Annotated in this window: 19 protein-coding genes; 6 read left to right on the top strand and 13 right to left on the bottom strand. The window is 69.4% G+C overall.

Translation table 11 applies throughout. The features are described 5' to 3' along the window. From LJE69_RS07405 to LJE69_RS07395, 3 genes are all read right to left on the bottom strand, one after another. The coding region (locus LJE69_RS07405; RefSeq protein WP_296923382.1) for an efflux RND transporter permease subunit at window positions 1-2952 on the bottom strand (2952 nt) is incomplete at its 3' end. A gap of 588 nt (window positions 2953-3540) precedes the next feature. Further along, window positions 3541-4740, bottom strand: coding sequence for an efflux RND transporter periplasmic adaptor subunit (locus tag LJE69_RS07400; RefSeq protein WP_296923379.1), 1200 nt, complete (start codon window positions 4738-4740; stop codon window positions 3541-3543). Window positions 4741-4963: 223 nt separating this feature from the next. Continuing rightward, the gene (locus tag LJE69_RS07395) at window positions 4964-5452 is read right to left on the bottom strand and encodes a DUF4405 domain-containing protein (RefSeq protein ID WP_296923376.1); all 489 of its coding nucleotides are present in this window, start codon (window positions 5450-5452) and stop codon (window positions 4964-4966) included. Window positions 5453-5686: 234 nt separating this feature from the next. Between LJE69_RS07395 and LJE69_RS07390 the strand changes: the two genes are divergently transcribed. Then, window positions 5687-6415: a response regulator gene (locus tag LJE69_RS07390; RefSeq protein ID WP_296923373.1), complete on the top strand. Its 729-nt coding sequence runs from the start codon at window positions 5687-5689 to the stop codon at window positions 6413-6415. A 7-nt stretch (window positions 6416-6422) separates the two neighbouring features. Further along, window positions 6423-7856: an ATP-binding protein gene (locus LJE69_RS07385; RefSeq protein ID WP_296923370.1), complete on the top strand. Its 1434-nt coding sequence runs from the start codon at window positions 6423-6425 to the stop codon at window positions 7854-7856. A gap of 17 nt (window positions 7857-7873) precedes the next feature. Here LJE69_RS07385 and LJE69_RS07380 read toward each other — a convergent pair whose 3' ends face one another. From LJE69_RS07380 to LJE69_RS07360, 4 genes are all read right to left on the bottom strand, one after another. Further along, the gene (locus LJE69_RS07380; RefSeq protein WP_296923399.1) at window positions 7874-8134 is read right to left on the bottom strand and encodes a hypothetical protein; all 261 of its coding nucleotides are present in this window, start codon (window positions 8132-8134) and stop codon (window positions 7874-7876) included. Between the two features lie 106 nt (window positions 8135-8240). Continuing rightward, a complete protein-coding gene (locus LJE69_RS07370; RefSeq protein WP_296923367.1) occupies window positions 8241-8807 on the bottom strand; it encodes a YecA family protein in 567 nt (188 codons plus the stop codon). 46 nt (window positions 8808-8853) lie between these two features. Further along, window positions 8854-9222, bottom strand: coding sequence for a hypothetical protein (locus tag LJE69_RS07365; RefSeq protein ID WP_296923397.1), 369 nt, complete (start codon window positions 9220-9222; stop codon window positions 8854-8856). Then, a complete protein-coding gene (locus tag LJE69_RS07360; protein ID WP_296923394.1) occupies window positions 9219-9632 on the bottom strand; it encodes a hypothetical protein in 414 nt (137 codons plus the stop codon). The genes LJE69_RS07365 and LJE69_RS07360 overlap by 4 nt, the downstream gene beginning before the upstream one ends. Here LJE69_RS07360 and LJE69_RS07355 point away from each other — a divergent pair. Then, entirely contained in the window at window positions 9540-9926 is a 387-nt protein-coding gene (locus LJE69_RS07355) for a transposase (RefSeq protein ID WP_296923388.1), read from the top strand. The genes LJE69_RS07360 and LJE69_RS07355 overlap by 93 nt on opposite strands. Window positions 9927-10146: 220 nt before the next feature. Here the strand turns inward: LJE69_RS07355 and megL are convergent, their stop codons facing one another. From megL to ilvB, 4 genes are all read right to left on the bottom strand, one after another. After that, complete coding sequence (megL, locus tag LJE69_RS07350; protein WP_296923363.1) at window positions 10147-11364, bottom strand: methionine gamma-lyase; 1218 nt, start codon at window positions 11362-11364, stop codon at window positions 10147-10149. Window positions 11365-11509: 145 nt separating this feature from the next. Beyond that, a complete protein-coding gene (locus LJE69_RS07345) occupies window positions 11510-11812 on the bottom strand; it encodes a 4a-hydroxytetrahydrobiopterin dehydratase (RefSeq protein WP_296923360.1) in 303 nt (100 codons plus the stop codon). 342 nt (window positions 11813-12154) lie between these two features. Next, on the bottom strand, window positions 12155-12595 hold the full coding sequence (locus LJE69_RS07340) for a hypothetical protein (RefSeq protein ID WP_296923357.1): 441 nt from the start codon (window positions 12593-12595) through the stop codon (window positions 12155-12157). Window positions 12596-12913: 318 nt separating this feature from the next. Then, entirely contained in the window at window positions 12914-14656 is a 1743-nt protein-coding gene (ilvB, locus tag LJE69_RS07335; RefSeq protein ID WP_296923355.1) for a biosynthetic-type acetolactate synthase large subunit, read from the bottom strand. A 121-nt stretch (window positions 14657-14777) separates the two neighbouring features. On the opposite strand from ilvB, the gene LJE69_RS07330 reads away from it, so the two are divergent. After that, window positions 14778-15569, top strand: a complete 792-nt coding sequence (locus LJE69_RS07330; protein ID WP_296923352.1) for a zinc-dependent peptidase — start codon at window positions 14778-14780, stop codon at window positions 15567-15569. Here LJE69_RS07330 and LJE69_RS07325 read toward each other — a convergent pair. After that, window positions 15556-16305, bottom strand: coding sequence for a TIGR02281 family clan AA aspartic protease (locus tag LJE69_RS07325; RefSeq protein WP_296923349.1), 750 nt, complete (start codon window positions 16303-16305; stop codon window positions 15556-15558). The two genes, LJE69_RS07330 and LJE69_RS07325, sit on opposite strands and share 14 nt — an antisense overlap. A 300-nt stretch (window positions 16306-16605) precedes the next feature. Between LJE69_RS07325 and LJE69_RS07320 the strand changes: the two genes are divergently transcribed. Continuing rightward, complete coding sequence (locus tag LJE69_RS07320; protein WP_296923345.1) at window positions 16606-18561, top strand: bifunctional diguanylate cyclase/phosphodiesterase; 1956 nt, start codon at window positions 16606-16608, stop codon at window positions 18559-18561. A 71-nt stretch (window positions 18562-18632) separates the two neighbouring features. Here the strand turns inward: LJE69_RS07320 and LJE69_RS07315 are convergent, their stop codons facing one another. Continuing rightward, window positions 18633-21086, bottom strand: a complete 2454-nt coding sequence (locus LJE69_RS07315) for an SUMF1/EgtB/PvdO family nonheme iron enzyme (RefSeq protein WP_296923342.1) — start codon at window positions 21084-21086, stop codon at window positions 18633-18635. A gap of 307 nt (window positions 21087-21393) precedes the next feature. On the opposite strand from LJE69_RS07315, the gene LJE69_RS07310 reads away from it, so the two are divergent. Next, entirely contained in the window at window positions 21394-22590 is a 1197-nt protein-coding gene (locus LJE69_RS07310) for an aspartate aminotransferase family protein (RefSeq protein ID WP_296923340.1), read from the top strand. Window positions 22591-22664: the final 74 nt, after the last annotated feature.

The raw sequence follows: 22664 nt of genomic DNA, 5'->3' as shown, positions 1-22664 counted from the left end.
CGCGAGCGGCAGGACGCCGAAGCCGAACGCGAGCGAGGTCATGACGATGGGGCGCAGGCGCATGCGGGCGGCCTCCAGCGCGGCGCCGAGGGCGTCGCGGCCCTGCTCCTGAAGGGTCTTGGCGAACTCGACGATGAGGATGGCGTTCTTGGCCGAGAGGCCGATGGTGGCGAGCAGGCCGACCTGGAAGTAGATGTCGCTGGGCAGCCCGCGCAGCAGCACCGCGAGCACGGCGCCGAGCACGCCGAGCGGCACCACCAGCATCACCGAGAAGGGCACGGACCAGCTCTCGTAGAGCGCGGCAAGGGCGAGGAAGACCGCCAGCGCGGAGAGGGCGTAGAGCAGCGGCGCCTGGGCACCGGCGGCGCGCTCCTCTCTCGACACACCGGTCCATTCGAGCCCGATCCCCGGCGGCAGCTTCGAGACCAGCTCCTCGACCACGGCCATGGCGGTGCCGGAGCTCACGCCGGGGGCCGCCTGGCCGACGATCTCCGCCGACGGCAGGCCGTTGTAGCGCTCCAGGCGCGGCGAGCCGTACACCCAGCGACCGGTGGCAAAGGCCGAGAACGGCACCATGGCGCCCTGGTCGTTGCGCACGAACCAGGTGTCCAGATCCTCCGGCTGCATGCGGAAGGGGGCGTCGGCCTGCATGTAGACCTTCTTGACCCGGCCCTGGTGGACGAAGTCGTCCACGTAGGCGCTGCCCCAGGCGATGGACAGGGTCCGGTTGATGTCGTCCAGCGACAGGCCCAGCGCGCCGGCCTTGGTGCGGTCCACGTCGATCTGATACTGGGGCTCGTCGTCGCGGCCGTTGGGGCGCACGCCCGCGAGCAGCGGGTGCTGGCTGGCCATGCCGAGCAGCTGTCCGCGCGCGGCCATGAGGGCCTCGTGGCCGACGCCGGCGCGGTCCTGGAGCTGGGCGTCCCAGCCCGAGGCGGTGCCGAGCTCGATGACGGCCGGTGGTACGAAGGCGAAGACCCGCGCATCGCGGATGTGCGAAAACGCCTGCATGGCGCGGCCCGCCACCGCGTCGGCGCTGAGGTCCGGGCGCTTGCGCTGACCCCAGTCTTTCAGCCGCGCGAAGCCGATGGCCATGTTCTGGCCCTGGCCGGCGAAGCTGAAGCCGGCGACGGTGATCATCTGCTCGATGGCCTCGGCCTCGTCTTCCAGGAAGTGCCGCTCCACCTGCTTCATGACCGCCAGCGTGCGCTCGCGGGTCGCCCCCGCCGGCAGCACGGCCTGGACGATCACGAAGCCCTGATCCTCGTCCGGCAGGAATGCCGTCGGCAGACGCGGATACAGCCAGCCGAGCGCGGCCACCAGCAGCGCGTAGACGCCGAGGAACACCCACCGGCGCCGCAGCATGGCGCCGACGCCACGGCCGTAGAGGTGGACGCTGCGCTCGAAGTTGCGATTGAACCAGCCGAAAAAGCCCCGCCGCGGGCCGTGTGCGATGGGCTTGAGCAGCGTCGCGGTCAGCGCCGGGCTCAGGGTCAGCGCCACGATCACCGACAGCAGCATGGCGGCGACGATGGTCACCGAGAACTGCCGGTAGATGACGCCGGTGGAGCCACCGAAGAAGGCCATCGGCACGAACACCGCGGACAGCACCAGCGCGATGCCCACCAGCGCGCCGGTGATCTGGTCCATGGAGCGGCGGGTCGCCTCCTTCGGCGGCAGCCCCTCCTCGCGCATGACCCGCTCGACGTTCTCGACGACGACGATGGCGTCGTCCACCAGCAGGCCGATGGCGAGCACCATCGCGAACAGCGTCAGGGTGTTGATGGAATAGCCGAAGGCGGCGAGCACGCCGAAGGTGCCGAGCAGCACCACGGGCACGGCGATGGCCGGGATCAGCGTCGCGCGCAGGTTTTGCAGGAACAGGTACATGACCAGGACCACCAGCACCACGGCCTCGAGCAGGGTCTTGATGACCTCGCCGATGGAGATGCGCACGAAGGGCGTGGTGTCGTACGGAAACACCGCCTCGACGCCGGGCGGGAAGCCGGCGGAGAGCTCATCGAGCTTGCGCTTGACCGCATCGGCCGTCTGCAACGCGTTGGCCCCGGTGGCGAGCCGGATGGCCATGCCGGCGGCGGGCGTGCCATTGCGGCGCGCGGCCTTGGTGTAGGACTCGCTGCCGAGTTCCACCCGCGCGACGTCACGCAGTCGCACGCTGGAGCCGTCGGCGCGGGTGCGCAGCCGGATCTCGCCGAACTCATCCGGCGTGGTCAGCCGGTCCTGCACATTCACGGTAGCCGTCAGCACCTGCCCCGGCGTGGCGGGAATGGCGCCGAGCTGGCCGGCGGAGATCTGCGCGTTTTCCGCTTCCAGGGCGTCGGCCACCTCCACGGGGGTCAGGCCGTACTGGTTAAGCCGGTTGGCGTCGAGCCAGATGCGCATGGCGTACTGGGGCTCCAGCATCATGACCTCGCCGACCCCTTCGACCCGGCTGATGGGGTCCTTGACGAAGCTGGCGGCAAAATCGCCCAGGTCGTCGCTGCCCAGGCTCCCATCATGCGACACGAAGGCGACGATCATCAGGAAGTTGCGCACCGACTTGGCCACCTGGATGCCCTGCTGCTGCACCTCCGCCGGCAACAGGCCGCTGGCGAGCTGGAGCTTGTTCTGCACCTGCATCTGCGCGACGTTGGGGTCGGTGCCGTTGTCGAAGGTCAGGGTGATGGTCGCGACGCCGGTCGCCTCGCTGGTGGAGGACATGTAGCGCAGGCCGTCGAGGCCGCTCATTTGCTGCTCGATGACCTGAGTCACCGCGCTCTCCAGGGTCTGTGCCGAGGCGCCGGGATAGGTCGCGGTGATGGCGATGGCCGGCGGCGCGATGCTCGGATACTGGGAGACCGGCAGCGTCAGGATGGACAGCACCCCGGCCAGCGCGATGACGATGGCGATGACCCAGGCGAAGATGGGCCGGTCGATGAAAAAGCGGGCCATAGGAAATGTGTCTCCGGGGTCTCGAGGCGACCGAGATGCCTTGCTCCGGGAATCCCGAGCAAGCCGTGGAACGATTTCGCGTCGTTGTCGTTGTCGTTGTCGTGGTCGTGGTCGTGGTCGTGGTCGTGGTCGTCGAGCGTCCGCACGATTACGACAACGACAACCGTGGGAGCGCCACCGCCTTTTGTGGCGCAATCACTGCCGCACGACTGCCTGCCGCTTGGCGGTTACTCGGGGCGTGGCGTACTGACTTGCCGGCCGGTCGCGGCACCGAGAATGCCGCTCCCACAAGCGCTGCTCCTCCCATAACGGCGACTCCAGGTGCGCTGGCACTGTGGGAGCGCCACTGCCGTTTGTGACGCGATCGCGGCCGCGCGACTGCCTGCCGCTTGGCAGTTGCTCGGGGCGTGACGTACTGCCTTGCCGGCTGGTCGCGGCACCAAGAGTGCCGCTCCCACAGCGGCACCGAGCGTGCCGCTCCCACAAGAGCTTCCACAAAAGCTCCTACAGGGGTGTCTCGCAATCGGATCGGGACCGATCGCGACACCGGCACCGCTGGTCACCTGCGTCCACGGACTCACCGCGGTCTCAGGGGTTAGCGGCCAGCGCGCTGAAGGCGGGCTCGCCGCTCACATCGACGCCCTGCGCCACATCACCGGGGCGGACCTTCTGCACGCCCTCGACGATGAGCCGGTCGCCGGGCTCGAGGCCCGCGTCGATCAGCCAGCCGCTGCCGACGGTGCGGCCGGTCTCGAGCTTGCGCTCTTCGACCTTGCCGTCGTCGCCGAGCACCAGCGCGGTGGGATTGCCGCGCCGGTCGCGCTGCACCGCCTGCTGCGGCACCAGGATGGCGTCCGGCTGCACACCCTCCTCCACCACCGCGCGCACGAACATGCCCGGCAGCAGCAGGTGGTCGGGGTTCGGGAAGGTGGCGCGCAGCGTCACCGTGCCGGTGTCCTGCTCCACGGTCACCTCGTAGAGGGCCAGCCGGCCGGTCTGGTCGTAATTGCTGCCGTCCTCCAGGATCAGCATCACCCGCGGCTGCTCGCCGGCCGGGCGCTGCAGGCGGCCCGCGCGCAGTGCCTGGCGCAACCGCAGAAGCTGCACGCTGGACTGGGTCAGATCCACGTAGATCGGGTCGAGCTGCTGGACGGTGGCCAGCGCCTGGTCCTGGTTCGCGGTCACCAGCGCCCCCTGCGTCAGCGACGAGCGCCCGATCTGCCCGGCGATGGGCGAGGTCACGCGGGTATAGGCGAGTTGGATGCGGGCGGTGGCCAGCGCCGCCTCGTCCACGGCAACGGAGGCCGCCGCCTCCTTCAGCGCGGCCTGGACGTCGTCGGAGTCCTCCTGGCTCACGGACTTGGACTGGAGCAGCTTGGCGTAGCGGTCGGCCTTGAGCTGCGCGCGCTCCAACGCCGCACGCTCGCGCGTCAGTGCCGCCTCGGCGCTGTCCCGGGCGGTCTGATAGGGCGCCGGGTCGATCTGGTAGAGCACCTGCCCGGCGGCGATCTCCGCCCCCTCCTGGAAGCGCCGCTCCTGGATGATGCCACCCACCTGCGGGCGCACCTCGGCAACGCGATAGGGCGAGGTGCGTCCGGGCAGCTCGGTGGTCAGCGTCACTGGCCGGGCCTTGACGGTGACGACACCGACCTCCGGGACCGGCGCGCCCGGACCGGCTTTGGCGCCGCCGCCGGCTTTGGCCGGGGAACCGTCACAGCCGCTGACGAGCAGTAACGCGGCCAACATGCAGACTGGCGCGCAGACCGGCGCGATCCGATGGTGAAGCATGGAAACTCCTCTGGGGGTTGGTGAAGCGCGCCGCTGCGGTGACCAGCCGCATGCGCGGGCAATCCTCGTATGACCGGCAAGATCCAAGGGCGGATCAGCGCAACGCATCCGCCATTCGACCTCGCATCAGCGGCGGGGCCTGAGCAGTCTGACGACAAGCGGCGCCACTGGAAAGGATATCGGTCACGCCTGGAGTCGCGGCGGCGAGCGCGGCGCTCGCGCTTCAGTCCAGCAGCAGCCGCATCACCGCCTTCGGCTCGGCGCCGTTGGCGGCAGCGATGGCCGTGATGGACTGATCCACGCCCTGAACGCTGAAGCCGGCGGTCCGCACGGTGTCGACCACCTGGTCGGTGCTCCGATCAAGCAGCAGCGCCACCTGGGCCAGCGGCGCGTCTTCGATCTTGTGGATCAGCCGGTGGATGCCGTGGCCGCCGTCCTCTTCCTCGCCCGGCAGCAGCAGCAGCGCGGTCGCCAGCGCCACGGCGCCGACGATGCCGAGCGTCAGCGGCCGCGTGAAATAGCTCTTGAAGCCGCGCCAGTGATTGACGACATGCAGGGCAATGGCCGCGGCGAACACGAGGCCGATCCACTCATGCGCCCGTTCCACCGGGTCGTGCAAGCCGAAGAACATCATGACGCCAGAGACGGCGACGAACAGACCCGCGGCGATAATCGCGGGCGTTGACCAATGACGCAAGCTGGCGGTTTTCATGCCGGTACCCCTCGATGAACAAAAAATTTCCGGAGGCCGCGGTCAGCCAGTCATCAGCACAACTGCGTCTGGTGGCGTCGCCCCGCGGATGGTGTCCATTGCAACCGTTGGCTGTGTCGGGCATTTGTCGGATGCACCGGGCTCATGTGACGTTGTGTGACAACCCGCCGGACTGACACGGTCCGTCACCCGATTTCAGCGCGCACGCCGGCGGCAGGGCCTAGACTGCGGGGCATGGAAAAGCAGCGACACATCCTGGTGGTCGACGATCACGCCGAGATCCGCGCCTTGGTGCAGCGCTATCTCGGCGACCACGGCTATCGCGTCAGCACCGCCGCGAACGGCGCCGAGATGCGCCGGGTGCTGGCGGATGCGGCCATCGACCTGATCGTGCTGGACCTGATGATGCCGGGCGAGGACGGCCTCACGCTTTGCCGCAACCTGCGCGCGGGGCCGGACGGGAGCCTGCCGGTGATCATGCTGACGGCGATGGGCGAGGACACCGACCGCATCATCGGCCTGGAGATGGGCGCGGACGACTATCTCGCGAAGCCCTTCAATCCACGCGAGCTGCTGGCACGCATCCGGGCCGTGCTGCGCCGCAGCGGCGAGTCGGCCGCGCAGCAAAGGCAGCGGGCGCCGGAGCAACTGCGCTTCCTCGGCTGGACCCTGGTGCCCCACTCCCACGAGCTCATCGATCCCGAGCAGACCCTGGTACCGCTCAGCGCCGCCGAATTCGCGCTGCTGATGGCCCTGGTCACCCGGCCAGGGCGGGTGCTGAGCCGCGACCGGCTCCTGGACCTGGCGCGCGGGCGCGATGCCCGCGCCTTCGACCGCTCCATCGACACCCTGGTGAGCCGGCTGCGCCGCAAGCTCGGCGACGACCCGCGCGAGCCTGCGATCATCAAGACCATCCGCGGCGACGGCTACCTGTTCGCACCCAAGGTCGAGCAACTGCCGTAGGACCGCCATGCACCGCTGGCCCGACACCATCGCCGGACGCACCCTGGCGCTGCTGATCGGCATGACGCTGGTCATGCTCGTGGGCAGCGCCGTGCTGCTGCACGATGAGCGTCGCGACCGCTTCGAGGAGCGCAACCTGTTCTATCTGCTGGACCAGGTCACGACCCTGGTGCTGCTGCTGAACGACGCCGGTCAGACCGGGCGGGAGCGCATCATCGCGCGCTTCGCCCGGCTCGGCGATGAGATCACCCTGACCGATCAGCCCGCCATTACCGGACCGCGACCCTGGCGCTATGCCGTCGAGCACCTGATCCACCACAAGCTGCGGGCGGCGATGGGTGTGGAAGAGCGTGCAGGGCTGCGGGTCGCGGTGGAGCTCGACCCGCGCCACAAGGTGCAGCCGCTGCCGCCGGACCTGCCGCCCGAGCAGGCGAAGCGTCTGCACCAGGACATCCGCACCGGCGACGTCAGGAGCATTGCCGTCTCGGTGCGCCTGCACGACGGCCGCTGGCTCAACATCCGCACGACGCGGCTGGAGGAGCCGCCGCCCTGGGCCGGCAAGACCCTGCAACTGCTGGGGCTGCTGCTCATGGTGGTGATCGCCGGCGGGCTCGTGATCGCGCGGCGCATCGCCCGGCCCATGGCGCGGCTGGCCGAGGCGTCGAACCGGCTCGGGCTCGGCCAGGCCGAGGCGCACCTCGCCGAGGAGGGTCCACGCGAGATCCGCCAGACCATCCACGCCTTCAACCTGATGCAGGAGCGCCTCCAGCGCCACATCCGCGACCGCTCGCGCATGCTGGCCGCGGTCTCGCACGACCTGCGCACCCCCATCACCGCGCTGCGGCTGCGGGCGGAATACATCGACGACACCGAGATCCGCGAGCGGACCCTCGCCACCCTCGCCGAGATGGAGGCGATCCTGTCCGCCACCCTCGCCTTCGCCCGCGACGAGGCCGCCGACGAGCGCGCCCGCGCCACGGACCTGGCCGCCCTGGTGCAGAGCCTGGTGGACGACTACGCGGACCTGGAGGCCGACCGCGGCGGCGCCGTCAGCTACCAGGGGCCGGACCGGTCCATCTTCCAGTGCCGGCCGGTGGCGCTGCGGCGCGCGCTGAGCAACCTGATCGACAACGCGCTCAAGTACGGCGGCGCCGCCCGGGTACAACTGCTGGAGCTAGGCCGGGACCAGAAGCCGGGCGGGGGCGGGGGCCGAGGCCGCCTGATCCTGATCGACGATGACGGCCCCGGCATCCCCGAGGCCGACCTCGAGCGGGTCTTCGAGCCCTTCCTCCGGCTGGAGACGTCGCGCAGCCGCGAGACCGGCGGCACCGGCCTCGGGCTCGCGGTGGCCCGCACCATCGTGCACGCCCACGGCGGCACGCTGCGGCTAAGCAACCGGCCAGGGGGCGGGCTGCGCGCGGCGGTGCGGTTACCGGCGTAGATGGACTGCTCGAAGGTCTAAGCACACCCGAGCGCATCCTCGACGATCAGGAATGGAGGGCAGTCCGCGAAGAAGCACGGGCACGCCTCGCGGCCCGCGACCAGACTACAGATGGCTGAGACAGCGTCGGCACGGTGGCGGGAAAGGTCTACCAGCGGGCCGCAGCCCGGCAGGATCTGATCGAGCACTTCGTCTATCTCGCCGAAGCTGCCGACCTGGACACCGCGGAGCGCTTCCTTGCTGCCGCTCGCACAACCTTCGCGGAACTCGCGGAGCACCCGACGCTCCGAGCGCTGCTGCAGCCCAAGCGCGCTGAGCTTGCCGGCAGGATGGCCTCGATTTCTGCGTGCGACAGGTAGCCGACCAATGGCCGTTCAAAGCGCTTCATCGGGATCGCCAGGACTGGCTGAATCGTTGCCAGCGCGCTCGGCGCCTGCAGCGCGGCATAGTGGAGGAAGGCGCGAAGCGCCGCCAGCTCCGGCCGCACGGGTCCCCAACAAACTGTCGGCGCTCGAGCCAGAACCCGTGGATCTTCAGCAGCGACCAGGCCTTAGAGTCCAATCGGGTGCCCGTCAGAAAGCCCTCGCACCACTCCGAGGCGCCCCACCGGGCGCCGTCGAGATACACCGGCCGAAAGGCTTCGGGATCGATCCTGAAGCGGTTGATCAAGCCGTTGTGCAGCCGCATGACGAGGCCGAGCATGGCGTTGGCCTCATCCAGGTCCTCGAAGGGCGGTGCCACCTGTCCGTCGATACGATCCCAGATCCAGGGTATCCACTGCGAGGGTCTGACGATGTTCGGCCCGATCACGAGGGCGGTGAGAAACCCTTCGAGTGTCGCCAAGTCCATGACGCGCTCGTCGAACCGCGGTGACGCCAGGAACTCGTCTAGCGCCCACCGTTGGTCCGGGCTGAGGTCGATACCGAGGGGGGCAGAGCGTGCGTCGGTCATAGGACCTGAGTTGGGCGGCATCGATTCAGCCAGTTGTCCAGCGCCCTTAGTCGTCGCAAGGGGTTACACACGCCTGGCCAGTCGCGGGGTCGATATCGAGCAGCAACTCGCAATGCTCGGTGATGGCATCCACCGGCGTCGGGTCGTCGGCGCAGCTGCAGCCGGCGATGACGCCCTCGTAGAAGACACCGAGGTGCACCTGTACGCGGCCAGCCTCCTCGTGGCCACTGAGCACCTGCACCCCGATCGGGGCTTCGGCCACCGCGCTCGTCTGCGTCAGCGCCGCCTGCAGCAAAGGCCGGAGCACGGGGTCATGGGCGCCGAGCGCCTGGAGCTCGTCGACCAGGGTTGGACGAAACGCCGGGCCGTTCCACGCCGCGGCCGATCGCCTCAGCACCAGCATCGCCTCGGTCACTGGGCGGCCTCCATCTCCCGCCGGCGCATCGGCATCGCATCGATGCGTGCGAACAGTCTCCGCAGGTCGATGTCATCGCGTCGCTGACCCGTGGCGAGGAGATTGCGCCGGCGATACTGCGCCGCAACCTCGTCGTCTCCGGGATCAACCTTGTCGCACTGCAGGGCCAGTGCGTTCGCATCGGCGACGTCGTGCTGGAAGGTACTGGGCTCGCGCACCCCTGCGGCAGCCAGCGCCAAACGCTGTGGCCCCAAGCTGTCGCGTTCCGGCTCCGTTACTGTGCCCGCCCGCCGTTCGCGCTCGAGCGTCTCGAGCTCATCGATGAGCAGCAGGTCATCTACCGGCTGCCTCGAACCCAACGCGACGGCACCACTGCGCTCTCGCTCACCCCACTGGAGCTGATCGACCATCTCGCGGCGCTGATCCCGCCGCCCAGGCGGCACCGCCATCGCTACCACGGCGTGCTCGCGCCCAACTCGCCCCTGCATGCTGCGGCCGTCGCCTTCGGGCGCGATGCGGCTGACGACCTGAGCGCCTGCGCCGAGGCGAACCCACCGTCTGCTGCTCCGCTGCGCAACATGCGATCTCCGGTGCGCTATCTCTGGGCCATGCTGCTGGCGCGGCTGTTCGAGTCGACGCCGGACTGGGACATCATCGCCCAACCGGACCCAGGCTTCGCGTTTGACCAGCGCGTCTCCTGGTAACCGCCCTGTTCTGCCACAGAGGGTGCCGCCGCCCCTGATCTCTCGCCCGCCCGCTGCGCTTGCAATCTCCATTCAAACCCCGCCGAAGCGCGTCCCGACACCTGCGAGATGTCCGCGCCGCTCTCGGTTGAGCCTTGACCAGCCCTTTGGCCCTCGCTAGCCTCGCGGCCTGACGCCGCCTTGGGCTCGCATCGGCGGTTGAATTTCCTATCCGTATCCGTTATCCGTCTTGCGCCGGCCCCAATGCCGCCTCCAGCGCCTGCTCCAGGTCCCGCCACAGGTCCTCGGCGCTCTCCAGGCCGATGGACAGGCGCACCAGGCCCTCGGTGATCAGGTGCCGCTCCCGCTCTTCGGGGCTGTAGGTGCTGTGGGTCATGCTGGCCGGGTGCTGGGCGAGACTTTCGGCGTCGCCGAGGCTGACGGCACGGGTGAAGAGCCGCAGCGCGTCGATGAAGCGGGCGCCGGCCTCGGCACCGCCCTTTAGCTCGAACGCGATCATCGCGCCCGGCAGGCGCATCTGGCGCCGGCACAGGGCATGCTGCGGGTGCGATGCGAGCCCCGGGTAGTCCACGCGCGCCACGGCCGGGTGCTCGGCCAGGGCCTCGGCGAGCCGTTGTGCGGTCCGGCAATGGTGCTCCATGCGCAGGGCCAGGGTCTTGATGCCGCGCAGCACCAGGTAGGCGTCCATGGGCGACATGCAGGCGCCGGTGAGCTCCTTCAGGCCTTGCATGCGCACCTGCGCCAGCAGCTCGGCCGGCCCCAGCAGGGCACCGGCGATGATGTCGCCGTGACCGTTGATGTACTTGGTGAGCGAGTGGATCACCACGTCGGCGCCGAGGGCCAGGGGCTGTTGCAGGTACGGCGTGCAGTAGGTGCTGTCCACCGCCACCAGCGCGCTGCTGCCCGCATGCACCAGCGACGACACCGCCGCAATGTCCACCAGGCGCATATTCGGGTTGGCTGGCGTCTCGAATAGCACCAGGCGCGTCCGCTCGCTGAGCTGAGCGGCCAGATCCTCGGTGCGCGTGAAGTCCACCGACCGGGTCACGATGCCGAACTCCGGAAGCAGGTGATTCACCAGCGAGTGGGTGCAGCCGTACAGCGTCAGGTCCACCAGCAGCTCATCGCCCGGGCGCAGCAGGGTCCAGAGCAGGGAGTTGATGGCGCCCATGCCGGAGCCGAAGGCGAGCCCCGCCTCGGCGCCCTCCAGCGCCGCGAGCCGCTCCTCCAAGGTCTGCACCGTCGGGTTGGTGACGCGGGTGTAGATCATGCCCGGCTCAGTGCCGGCGAAGCGAGCCGCGCCCTGCGCCGCGGACTCGAAGGCGAAGGTCGACGACCAGAACACCGGCGGATTCAGCGCGCCCGCGTGCGCCATGGCGTCGTAGCCGGCGTGGATGGCACGGGTGGCGAAGTCCTGATCGGGGTTGGCGTCGGTCACGGTAGTCGCTCGGGCTGGACGAAGGGGTGGAGCTAGCATGCCGCAACCCGAGCGAGAACGCCTTACATTTCGCCACGCCACAGTTCGCCACGCTCTGGCGGCGCCATGCGCTCACCGGCGCCTGGCCGTAAGCGCGGCCTCGACCTCAGCCGGCGATGGTCTCCATGCGGCCAGCGAGGGCGAAATCCAGCTCGGTGATGCCGCCGGCATCGTGAGTGGACAGGTCGACGCGAACGGTGCGGTAGACATTGAACCACTCGGGGTGATGGTCCATCGACTCCGCCGCCAGCGCCGCGCGGGCCATGAAGCCGAACGCCTCGCTGAAATCTCGGAACTGAAATTCCCTGTGCAGCTTGCCGTCGACGACCTCCCATGGCGATGCCGCGGATGCATTCAGAGCGGCCAGGGCGCTTTGGATCTCCTGCTCGGTCAGCTTGTTTGGGCTCATGGTGACCTCCGGATGCTCGTTTGGTTGGTGACGAGAGGGAGGTTGCCCCGTGGAGACGCGGGTTCAAGGGACGCGCCTGCCCGCGAGCAGATCACCGGCGGAACGATGACGCCGCCGGCGGCCTGCGCCGGCAGCGACGGGCGGCGCGCAAGCACGACGCCGCGCGCCCGAACTGTAAAGGAAAGACTAGCAGATGACAGATCTGTTACGAACGCAAGCCCCGACACCCCCGTGGGGGGCAAGAGACCGCGCCGACGGTGGGACCGCCGGCGCGCGGCGAAACAGAACGGATTTGTAGGCCGGCGGGAGCCGGCCGGGAAGGCCAATAGTCGAGGTCTCGCCCTAAGCCGCCTGCTTCTCTTCCAGCTTGCGGATCAGCGGGTACAGGTGCTCGGTCTCACGCTGGATGCGGTCCAGGACCAGCGCGAACATCTGCTCGGTCTCCGCCAAAAAGTCGGCATGATTGCGGATGGTGAGGCGGCGCTTGGACTCACTGCACCAGTCCTTAAGGTACTTGTTGAAGATGCGCTTGATCTCAGTGGACCCAGACAGGAACCGGTCAGCGGTGTTCTTGACTGTTTGATCGGGATAGGAGATGAGCTGGCCGCAGAGCTCGCGGTCCACCAGCTCGATGTGCTCCTTCACTTTGGCCGTGTACTCGAAAAAGACGTCGCACGCGGTCTCGGTGTCGCACATCTCGCGGCTCTGCACGAGATACAAGAAGACATTGGACAGCTCGGTAATCTTGTGATTCTGGGCATGCAGCTTGGAGAAGGCGGTCATTTTTCAGGCATCCTCCGGGGGAGGTGGGTCGTTATCAAGGTGGTATTTGGCATGTCGGCCCCGGGCGCGGGCGTCACGGGCAAGAGCACCCGATCGGTGGCAGTCATGGCGCTGTGAAACATGCGCCGGCCTTGCTGCGACGCCGCGGTCGGTCCGACTCGATCTGGGCTGCGGCGCCAAACGTGAGCTACCCCGGCGCGGAGGTGCCACGTGCGGGGAAGCCCCCAACTGGCCGCATCCATAACATTGCAGATTGTAGCCGAATGTTTCGGCGTGCGTCGCGCACACTTTACGATAAGTATTGCCGGATCAACGACATCAGGACTCGATCATCGCCTCCAGAGACTGCCCGGGAGGCACCATTGGTAACACGTTTTCCGCCTTGTCCACCCACACATCCACCAGCACCGGGCCGGGTTGCGCAAGGGCCTCGGCAAGGGTTTCCTCAAGCTTGCTCGGCAAACGTACCCGTAATGTGTTGAGCCGCGGATAGACCGATCGCAGCGCGGTCAGATTCGGCAATTGGCGGCGGCAATTCTGGTCCAGCACCGTGCAGTCGGCGTCGCAGTCAAATTGCCGGGCTAGGCAGGTCTCGTGGTGGTGGCCGTCGTCCATCATGTCTTCCCACTGCCGCACCATGCCGAGGAAGCTGTTGTTGAGCACGAACATCTTGAGCGGGATGCGGTTGGCGACGACGGTGGCGAGCTCCTGCATGTTCATCTGGAAGCTGCCGTCACCGTCCACCAGCACCACCGGCTGGTCCGGATTGCCGTACCAGGCACCAATGGCCGCCGGCAGGCCATAGCCCATGGTGCCGAGCCCGCCGGAGCTGATCCACTGCCGCGGCCGGCTGAATTGGTAGTACTGCGCGGCCCACATCTGGTGCTGGCCGACGCCGGTGACGACGGTGGCCTGCCCGTCGGTGAGCCGCGACAGACAGTCGATGACCGCCTGAGGCTTGATGTAGTCGCCGTCCGGATACGGCAGCGGCATCTGCTCACGCCACTGCCGGACCCGCTCCATCCACTGCGCGTGGCGCGCACCGCGCCCGGAGCCGAGGGCGTACTCCAGGAAGCGCGCGAGTGGTGCCACCAGCGGAAAGTCGCACTTGACCGTCTTGTCGATCTCGCTGGGATCGATGTCCACGTGCGCGATGCGCTTACGCTCCGCGAACCCGCGCACCGCAACGCGGTCGTCGAAGCGACCGCCCAAGGTGAGGATCAGGTCAGCCTCGCGCAGCGCGTAGTTCGCCGGAATGGTGCCGTGCATGCCGGGCATGCCGAGGCTGTACGGGCGAACCAGCGGCACGGCGCCGAGGGCGTTGAAGGTGGTGGTCACCGGGGTATCGAAGCGCTCGGCGAGCGTGCACAGGGCATCCGCCGCCTCGGCGTGGATGACACCGCCGCCGGCCTTGATCACCGGGCGCTCGGCCTGCGCCAGAGCGTCCAGGATGGCGTCGGCACGCGCGGCATCGAAGGGCACCTCCGCGCGGTGGCGGACCCGTGGCGGATTCGGGGTGTCCAGTGTCGCCAACTGCACGTCTTTGCAGATGTCCACCACCACCGGCCCCGGCCGGCCGCTGCCGGCCAGCTGGAACGCCTCGCGCAGCATCCATTCGAGGTCCGCGACGTCCTTCACGAGATAGTTGTGCTTGGAGATGGGCCGGGTCACGCCGACGGTGTCCACCTCCTGGAAGGCATCGCTGCCGATGGCAGCGCTCGGTACCTGGCCCGTGATGAACACGGTGGGAATCGAGTCCTTGTGGGCATCCGCGATGGGGGTGGTGAGGTTCGTGGCCCCGGGCCCGGACGTCGCCAGCGCCACCCCGACCCGCCCGCAGGCGCGCGCGTAGCCCTCGGCCGCGTGTCCGGCACCCGGCTCCTGGCGGCACATGACCACCTCGGGTACGGGCTCGCCGCGGCGCAGGCGCTTGTTCAGCTCCACGTGCAGCGGGATCACGGCCCCGCCCGTGTGCGCGAAGATCACCCCCACATCGAGCTCCGACAGGACGTCGAAGAGCACCGCGGCACCGGTGCGGGGGGTGGTTGCGGCTTCGGTCATGGTCATGGGAACCCGTGGCGGCAAGAGTAAATTGCCGCATGATACGACTCGGTACGGGCATTGCGGTTGATGCTCGCCAACCCGAGCGGCAGTGATCACAGCCTCACCATCGGTCCATCCTATGCCGAATCCACTCAGCAACTGGTGGCGCCGCCGGCGCCTCGAACGCGCCCACGCGGAAATCGAGCCCGCCCGCTGGCGCGCGCTCTGCGCCGAGCTGGCGCTGCTGGACGGATTCGACGAGGCCACCCTTGACCGGCTCGGCGACACCGCCGCGCTGTTCCTGCGCGAGAAGACCTTCGAGGCCGCCGGCGGCGCGCGGCTGGATCAGCGCACCTGCATGGAGCTGGCGCTACAGGCGGCCCTGCCGGTGCTGGAGTTGGGGCTTAGCTGGTACCACGGCTGGCACGCCGTCATCATCTATCCGGACGAGTTCGTGCCGGCGCGCGAGGTGATGGACGAGAACGGCCTGGTGTGGGTGGATACGACACCGAAGAGCGGCGAGGCCTGGAACCGCGGCCCGGTGATCCTGTCGCTGGCCGACGCGCTGGCCGGGCGCAAGCGCACCGGTCACAACGTCGTCATCCACGAGATGGCGCACAAGCTGGACATGTGCGACGGCGCCGCCAACGGCCGCCCACCGCTGCACGCGGGCATGGACGCCCGCGCCTGGGCCGAGCGCCTGCAGCGCGCCTACGACGACCTCTGCCGGCAGGCGCGCGCGGCACCCGAGCTGTCCATGGTGGACCCCTATGGCGCCACGTCACCGGCAGAGTTCTTCGCCGTGGTGAGCGAGCTGTTCTTCGAGCTGCCGCATCGGCTGCGCGCCGTCTACCCGGATGTCTACACGGAGCTCGCGGCCTTCTACCGCCAGGACCCGGCGCTGCGCCTGCGGCCCGTCAGCGGATGGTGAGGGTCAGCCGGTTCGCCTGGTCGTCGATGGTCATCTGATAGCGCCCGAGCACGCCCATGCCGAGCAGGCCAGGATTGCCGAGCTTGTCGTCTTCCAGGAAGGCCACCGCCACGTCCGGCACCCGCTGCGAGTCGAGCCATACGGCGGCGAGCCTTCCGGTCCGCGCCCGGGCGAGGCCGTTGGCCGTCTGCACCTCGCGCTCCGTCAGGGTGTTGGCATCGATGCCGAGCCGCGCGATGAGCGATTCCGGCAGCACCAGGGCGTCGGCCCCGGTGTCGATAAGCAGCAGGCGGGCCAGGCGCCGCCCGCTGTCCGCCTCCAGCGCCACCCGCACCGCGTGCTGGTTGCCTTGCCGAATGGTGCGCAGCTCGATGGGCGCCTCCGGCTGCGTCCCACCGTCCACGGACACCAGCGGCTCGCGCGGCGCCGCGCCGGGCGTGGCGGCACCGAGCACGATCACCCGCTCGACGCCGCCGTGGCCGTCCTGCACGATGATGTTGTCGAAGTTCTCCAGCAGGATGCGCACGCGATGGAACGGGTCGTCCCCCTCCGCCCGGCCGACGGCGTCAGCCAAGTGCTCGTCGCCGGTGACGGTGAAGCCGTAAGCATCCGCGAGCCGTGCCAGCTCGGGGGCGATCGCCACCTGCTGCGCGCCGCCGCCCGCCACCGCCGCACCCGCAAGCACGGCGAGCACGCCGGCGACGATGAAGCCGAAGACCGATGACGATGCGCGCATGCGGCAGAACCGTTCTCGCGGGGCCGTTCTCTCAGGGCCGTTGTCGCTGCGCCCCGGGGGGCTGTGCCCAGGGGGCGGCTGCGCATTGACAGTGAAACCGGCGAGCCAAGCAGCGGATGATGGATCGAAGCGTTGAGGACCGGGCGCTGCAAGGCCCCCGGCCCCTCGCTGAAGAAGCTTAGCAGCGCAGGCGCCCCGCAACCAGGCACACCAAAGGTGCGCGACCGCGCCGCCGCATTGCTAGACTGTCCCCATCCGCGCGGCTGGAGCACAGCATTCGCATCCAAGGGGAAGGGGGTCATGTCCGGCGCGAACACCGTCATGTCGGCGGACGCCAGGGTAATCTTCGACCGGCGGGCAGAGCTTTTCGTGGGCGCCGCGCCGGTGGCATTGCTGGCGGTGATGATCAACGCCTGCGTACTGGCGTGGTTTCTGCACAGGTCCGCGCCAACGGGCCGGCTCGTGCTCTGGCTCGGCGCCGTCACGCTGCTGAGCGTCACGCGGCTATGGGACTACCGCGCCGCCCGCAGACACTGGCACAGCGCGCTGCACCTGCGCCGCCATCTGCGCCGGGCGGAGTTGGGCGTGCTCGTGTCGGGGGCGCTCTGGGGCGCGGCGAGTCTGTTCCTGTTTCCGGTCGACAACGTCGCCCACCAGGCGCTGCTGACGGTAATACTCGCCGGCTTGTCGGCGGGATGCGTCAACACCTTCTCGGTCTTCCTGCCGGTGTGCTGGGCGTTCCTGACGCTGACACTGGTGCCGCTGTGTGTGCAGATGCTGCTGCAAGAGACGGAAGCGGGCTACGCCATCGCGCTGCTCACGGTGCTGTATCTGGCGCTCATGCTCACCATCGCCCGGCGCTACCAACGCACGGTGCTGAACAGCCTTAACCTGGCCTACGCCCGCGAGCGCGCCGAGGCCACCATAGTCCAGCAGGCCTACTACGACCCGCTCACCGGGCTGCCGAACCGCCGGCTGCTCTGCGACCGGCTGCAACTGGACCTGGCCCGCCATGCCCAGAGCGGCCGGGTGGGCGGATTGCTGTTCCTGGACATCGACCGCTTCCAGCTCATCAACAATACTTTTGGTCACGATGCGGGCAACGCCCTGCTCCGGGCCGTGGCCGCGCGCATCAGCGACCTGCTCGGGGGCGCCCACACCATCGCCCGGCTGGATGGCGACCACTTCGTCATTGTGCTGACGGAGCTCGCCGACGCCACCCAGCCGGCAGCCAACCGCGCCCGGCAGTGGGCAGAGAACCTGCGCCGCGTGCTGGCGATGCCGCTGGAGGTGCAGGGGCAGGACGTTCAGCTCAGCATCAGCGTTGGCATCGCGCTCTACCCGGGCGACGGCGACTCCCCCGAGGAGTTGCTGCGCGCGGCGGAAGCCGCGCTGACCCAGGCCAAGACGGCCGGGCGCGACTGCACCCGTTTCTACCTGCCGCAGATGCAGGCGGCGGCGAAGGCGCGCATGGATCTGGAGGGTGCACTGCGGCGCGCGCTGCGCGATGGCGAGCTGGCCCTGCACTACCAGCCGCAGTGCGATCGCCACGGGCACATCCTCAGTGCCGAGGCACTGATCCGCTGGCCGCGCCCGGATGGTGGGGACGTGGTGGCGAGTCCAAGCGTGTTCGTGCCCCTGGCGGAGGACAGTGGCCTGATCCACGAGCTCGGCGAATGGGTCATCACTGAGGCGATACGCGATATCAGGACGCTGGAGAAGGAGACCGGCCCGCAGCGTCCGGAGCGCATCGCGCTGAACGTCAGCCCGGTGCAGTTCCGTCAGGTGGATTTCGCCGGCACGCTAGCGGCCCGGCTGTTGGCGGAGCGCCTGGATCCGCGGCGCCTGGAGTTGGAGATCACCGAGCACGTCCTGGTCGCCGACTTCCAGGACACCGCCCGCAAGATGACCCGGCTGCGGGACCTGGGCGTGCATTTTTCGGTGGACGACTTCGGCACCGGCTACTCGTCGCTGAGCTACCTGAAGCGCCTGCCGCTGGACGCGCTGAAAATCGACCGCTCTTTCGTGCGCGATGTGGCCGTCAACCGCTCCGACGCCACCATCGTCGAGACCATCATCGACATGGCACACCGCCTCGGCTTGCGGGTCGTCGCCGAAGGCGTCGACAAGCCAGAGATCAAGACGTTTCTCGAGCAGCGCGGCTGCGATCGCTACCAGGGCTTTCTGTTCTATGAGCCCATGCCGCTCGGGGCGCTCATCGCTACCCTGCAACAGCAGGGGCGTGCGGCTGGCTGAGCGTCGCGGCGCGGGCCCGGCGCTCGCTGGCGCGAGTCGTCATGGTTGCGGCAACGCGCATCGCCACGCGGTCAGGAAGCCGTCGCCGGCGCATCGGCGATGGCTTCGAGCGCACAGGCGAGACGAAAGCCGGTACTGCCTACACGCTCCTCGGGCAGCGCGTCGAGGCGAAAATCGGCCCGTGCGAAGCCGCGGTTGACGCGCCAGGAGCCGCCGCGGATGACGCCGGCGGCGGGGGCCGCCGCAGTTGGCCGCACCTGCGCCGCGAAGGCACTGCGGCACCACTCCCAGGTGTTACCGGCAAGATCGAGCACCCCTTGCAGGCTGCGCCCATGTGGATACAGGCCGACGGCCATGGTGCGCCCAACGCCCGCTTCGTCGGTGTTGGCGCGCCCCGAGGTCCAGTCCGGCCCCCAGGGATAGAGAAAATCGTCCCGGGCGCTCTGTGCCGCCCACTGCCACTCCCATTCGTCCGGCAGCCGCACCTCGTAGCCTAGCCGCGCCGAGAGCCAGCGGCAAAAGGCCACGGCATCCAGCCAGGACACCTGGGTGACAGGGTGGTTGGCACGCTGCCCCGACGCCCAGCCGCCGCAGCGCGGCGGCACCGCGTCCGACCACCAGCGCGGATCCGCGAAGCCGTCCGGCGCACGCAGGAAAGCATCGAACTGCGCGTGGGTCACCGGATAGGCGCCGATGGCAAACGGCGCCACCGTCACCCGGCGGCGTCCGTCGAGCATCACGCGACCGCCCGGAACGCGGCACCAGCGTGGCTGCGGCAGGCCATTCACCGGCAACACGCCGGTGCGCGGATCACCGATGCGCGCAAGCCTGAGCCCGATGTCCTCACGGCGCGCGGCGGGCGTGCCAGACTGGTCGATCTCGCACAGCAGACGCACGGGCTCCGGCGTCAGGAAGTCCGCCATGTCCGCGTCCTGCTCCAGATCGGAGAGCAATTGGGCGGCGGTCAGGAGCACGCGTGCGGGCTCGAGCTGTTCGTGCAGCCAGCGGCCGGCGTTGGGGCGGCCCGCCCCGCGCCATTCGGCGAGCGCGATGCCAAGCCGGCGCGCCAGGCGCAGCCCCTCGCGCCGTGCGTCCACCCAGTCGGCCAACTGCGGCCACTCGAGCAGCAGCGCACCATGGGCCAGCTCCAATGTGGCGTCCGCACCAGCGCGCGCCTGCGCGTCCCGGCGGCGCAACAGCGGCGGCTGCATCCGGGTGAGCATATCGATGAGCCGCCCGGCCGCCGCATCATCGTGCCAGTGACGCAGGTCAACGGCCCGACTCCTGGCCGGGCCGCCATCGGGCGACACCATCACCAGCGGTGCCAGCACCCGCGGCAGCGCCGCACGCGTCGCCCGGTCGACCGAGCGCAGCGCCACGGCGCAACGCCGGCCGAACAAATCCGGCGCCGGCAGTGGCAGCAGGCCGGCGGACGCGGGACGCGCGCTGCCCACCCCGGCGTCCGCGTAGAGCTCCGGCGCCCGCGCCGCCAGGTGGATCAGGGGCAGCGGCCGGCTCGCCGCCTCCGCCGCCAGCATGGCAATGGCTTCGCGCGGGACCTGCACTGGCGGCTCCAGCGCCAGTTCCGTCAGCGGGGCGCTCAGCATCCATTCCAGCCGCGGACGCGACGGCGCTGTCAGGGGCAGCACCCGACCGGCTTCGATGGCCGCCGCCAGCGCCGGATGTGCGATGGCGGCGCCAAGAAAGTCCGCTCGCACCAGGACCACCACGTCCACCCGAGGCAACACCGCGGCGGCACCGAGCAAGTGCAGCGCCTCCCCTGCCCGGGCGTCGGGCTCCATCAGCAGGCGCTCGAGATCGTCCAGCACCAGCAGCAGGCGTGCAGTTCTCGACGACGAGCGCAGTCCCGCCGCCAGCCACGCGGCGAGGCTGCCATCGCCGTCCGGCTCGGCGGCGAGCTCCGTCGGCCCCGCAGCCGCGGCGCCGAAGGCAGCGGCCATCTGTTGCCGCAGCGGCAAGGCATTGCCCGCCGGATCCAACACCACCACCCGGTCAGTGGAGCGCCGCGCGAGCAGTCCGGCACACAGCAACGAGGTTTTGCCGCTGCCCGCGGGGCCGGTGACGATTACCGGCGTCCGGGCGTCCGCCAGCAGCCGTGACAACCGGCGGGACTCCAGGCCACGACCGAAGAAGATGGGCGCCTCCGAGGCACGGAAGGCGCGCAGCCCGGGATGGGGCACACCGCGGATCACCACTCGCGGGAGGCGCGATCGGGATGCCGCCAGCGCGCGGCGCAAAGATTCGGGCAGCAGATCCGCGTGCCCCAGATCGGTCAGACTCCAGGCAAGCACCGCCAAGGGCTCGGGATGCGTCGCCCGCGCGCACAGGCGGGCGACGTCGGCCTCGGTCTCGGCGGCCGTCGCGACCCGGGGCGTCGCCACGCTGTCTGGATCGTTGCCGAGCTGCAGGCCGAGGTCGGCGACAAATGTCGCCCGCGTTTGAGGCTGCGTCCAAAACGGCAGCCGCCGCAGCCAGCGAAAGTCCGTGGGTTCAAGCGCGGTCATCGCATTATTCGGCGCCGCCCGGGCCGCGAACGTCAAGCCCGGCCCCGTGACCGCCGCCGCATGCCCCAGGCCACGGGCGCTGCCCCCGCGACTTGTGCACGCCCGTCCGGGCGTGATAATCTTCGATGCTTTCTCAAGCGTCATTCGGCGCTATTGCTGGCATGTCGCACACGCCCAACGGACGCGGCAGTCTCGCAGAACCGTCAGCTCGCCGAGGGCGGCCCGCACAGCACCCGGGCCGCCTTTTTCGTTTTCGGCCCTTCTTCACCTATGGGTCTTTAGGAACAGACAGCGGGTTTCCGGTGCAATGACAGACCACCTGATGGCAACCTACAACCGACTGCCCATCAGCTTCGAGCGTGGCGAGGGCGCCTGGCTATGGTCCAGCGACGGCAAACGCTACCTCGACGCGCTCGCCGGCATCGCCGTCTGCGGCCTGGGCCATGCGCATCCCGGGGTGCGCGATGCGCTGTGCGAGCAGGCGGGGCGCCTGCTCCACGTCTCGAACCTCTACCAGATCCCCGCGCAGTCCGCCCTTGGCGACCGGCTCTGTGCCGCCGCCGGCATGGACCGGGTGTTCTTCGCCAATTCCGGCGCCGAGGCCAACGAGGCGGCCATTAAGCTCGCGCGCCTCTTCGCCAGCCGCCGCGGCGTACAGCGGCCGGAGATCCTGGTGATGGAGAACAGCTTCCACGGGCGCACGCTGGCAACGCTGACCGCCACCGGCAACCGCAAAGCGCAGGCGGGCTTCGAGCCCCTGGTCTCCGGCTTCCTGCGCGTACCCTACGACGACCTCGCCGCCGTCGAGACCGCCGCCGCCAACCGCACCAACATCACCGCCGTGCTGGTGGAGAGCATCCAGGGCGAGGGCGGCGTCGTCGTGCCCCAACCCGGCTACCTCGCCGGCTTGCGCGCGCTGTGCGACCGCAACGGCTGGCTGCTGATGCTGGACGAGGTCCAGTCCGGCATGGGCCGCAGCGGCGAGCTGTTCGCGTTTCAGCACGAGGGCATCGTGCCGGACGTCATGACCCTGGCCAAGGGCCTCGGCAACGGCGTGCCGATCGGTGCCTGCCTGGCCCGCGGCGAGGCGGCCGAGGTGCTCGGCCCCGGCACCCACGGCTCCACCTTCGGTGGTAATCCGCTCGCCTGCCGTGCCGCAATGGCGGTGCTCGACGCCCTGGCCCAAGACGACCTGCCTGAGCGCGCCGCGCAACTCGGCGAGCGCATCCGCAGCGGCTTGCACGACCGGCTCGCCGATGCTCCCGGCGTGACGGACATCCGCGGTCGCGGCTTGCTGATCGGCATCGAGCTGGACCGGCCCTGCGGCGAACTCGTGGCCGCCGCGCTGGCCGAAGGGCTGCTCATCAACGTCACCGCCCAGCGGGTGGTGCGCCTGCTGCCGCCGCTCATCATCGATGATGAACAGGCGCAGCAGATCATCGACACCGTCGCACGCGTCGTTCTCGCCTTTCTGGACGAGGCCGATGGAGGCGGTGCCGGCTGAGCCCGGCCACCCCGGGCGCATCCGTGCTCACCCGCGGCAACCGGCATCCGCCGAAATCCCCGGCGCGCCCGCGG

The organism is Thiohalocapsa sp., assembly GCF_022340605.1.
Lineage (GTDB): Bacteria > Pseudomonadota > Gammaproteobacteria > Chromatiales > Chromatiaceae > Thiohalocapsa.
The sequence above is the reverse complement of the archived record's forward strand: the minus strand, read 5'-3'. Positions and strand labels throughout refer to the sequence as shown.

What these genes read in the sequence shown, in the direction of transcription:
- LJE69_RS07400 (WP_296923379.1), bottom strand. Translation starts at nt 4,740, where the DNA reads ATGCTTCACCATCGGATCGCGCCGGTCTGCGCGCCAGTCTGCATGTTG.
- LJE69_RS07395 (WP_296923376.1), bottom strand. Translation starts at nt 5,452, where the DNA reads ATGAAAACCGCCAGCTTGCGTCATTGGTCAACGCCCGCGATTATCGCC.
- LJE69_RS07390 (WP_296923373.1), top strand. Translation starts at nt 5,687, where the DNA reads ATGGAAAAGCAGCGACACATCCTGGTGGTCGACGATCACGCCGAGATC.
- LJE69_RS07385 (WP_296923370.1), top strand. Translation starts at nt 6,423, where the DNA reads ATGCACCGCTGGCCCGACACCATCGCCGGACGCACCCTGGCGCTGCTG.
- LJE69_RS07370 (WP_296923367.1), bottom strand. Translation starts at nt 8,807, where the DNA reads ATGACCGACGCACGCTCTGCCCCCCTCGGTATCGACCTCAGCCCGGAC.
- LJE69_RS07360 (WP_296923394.1), bottom strand. Translation starts at nt 9,632, where the DNA reads ATGGTCGATCAGCTCCAGTGGGGTGAGCGAGAGCGCAGTGGTGCCGTC.
- LJE69_RS07345 (WP_296923360.1), bottom strand. Translation starts at nt 11,812, where the DNA reads ATGAGCCCAAACAAGCTGACCGAGCAGGAGATCCAAAGCGCCCTGGCC.
- LJE69_RS07340 (WP_296923357.1), bottom strand. Translation starts at nt 12,595, where the DNA reads ATGACCGCCTTCTCCAAGCTGCATGCCCAGAATCACAAGATTACCGAG.
- ilvB (WP_296923355.1), bottom strand. Translation starts at nt 14,656, where the DNA reads ATGACCGAAGCCGCAACCACCCCCCGCACCGGTGCCGCGGTGCTCTTC.
- LJE69_RS07330 (WP_296923352.1), top strand. Translation starts at nt 14,778, where the DNA reads ATGCCGAATCCACTCAGCAACTGGTGGCGCCGCCGGCGCCTCGAACGC.
- LJE69_RS07325 (WP_296923349.1), bottom strand. Translation starts at nt 16,305, where the DNA reads ATGCGCGCATCGTCATCGGTCTTCGGCTTCATCGTCGCCGGCGTGCTC.
- LJE69_RS07320 (WP_296923345.1), top strand. Translation starts at nt 16,606, where the DNA reads ATGTCCGGCGCGAACACCGTCATGTCGGCGGACGCCAGGGTAATCTTC.
- LJE69_RS07315 (WP_296923342.1), bottom strand. Translation starts at nt 21,086, where the DNA reads ATGACCGCGCTTGAACCCACGGACTTTCGCTGGCTGCGGCGGCTGCCG.
- LJE69_RS07310 (WP_296923340.1), top strand. Translation starts at nt 21,394, where the DNA reads ATGACAGACCACCTGATGGCAACCTACAACCGACTGCCCATCAGCTTC.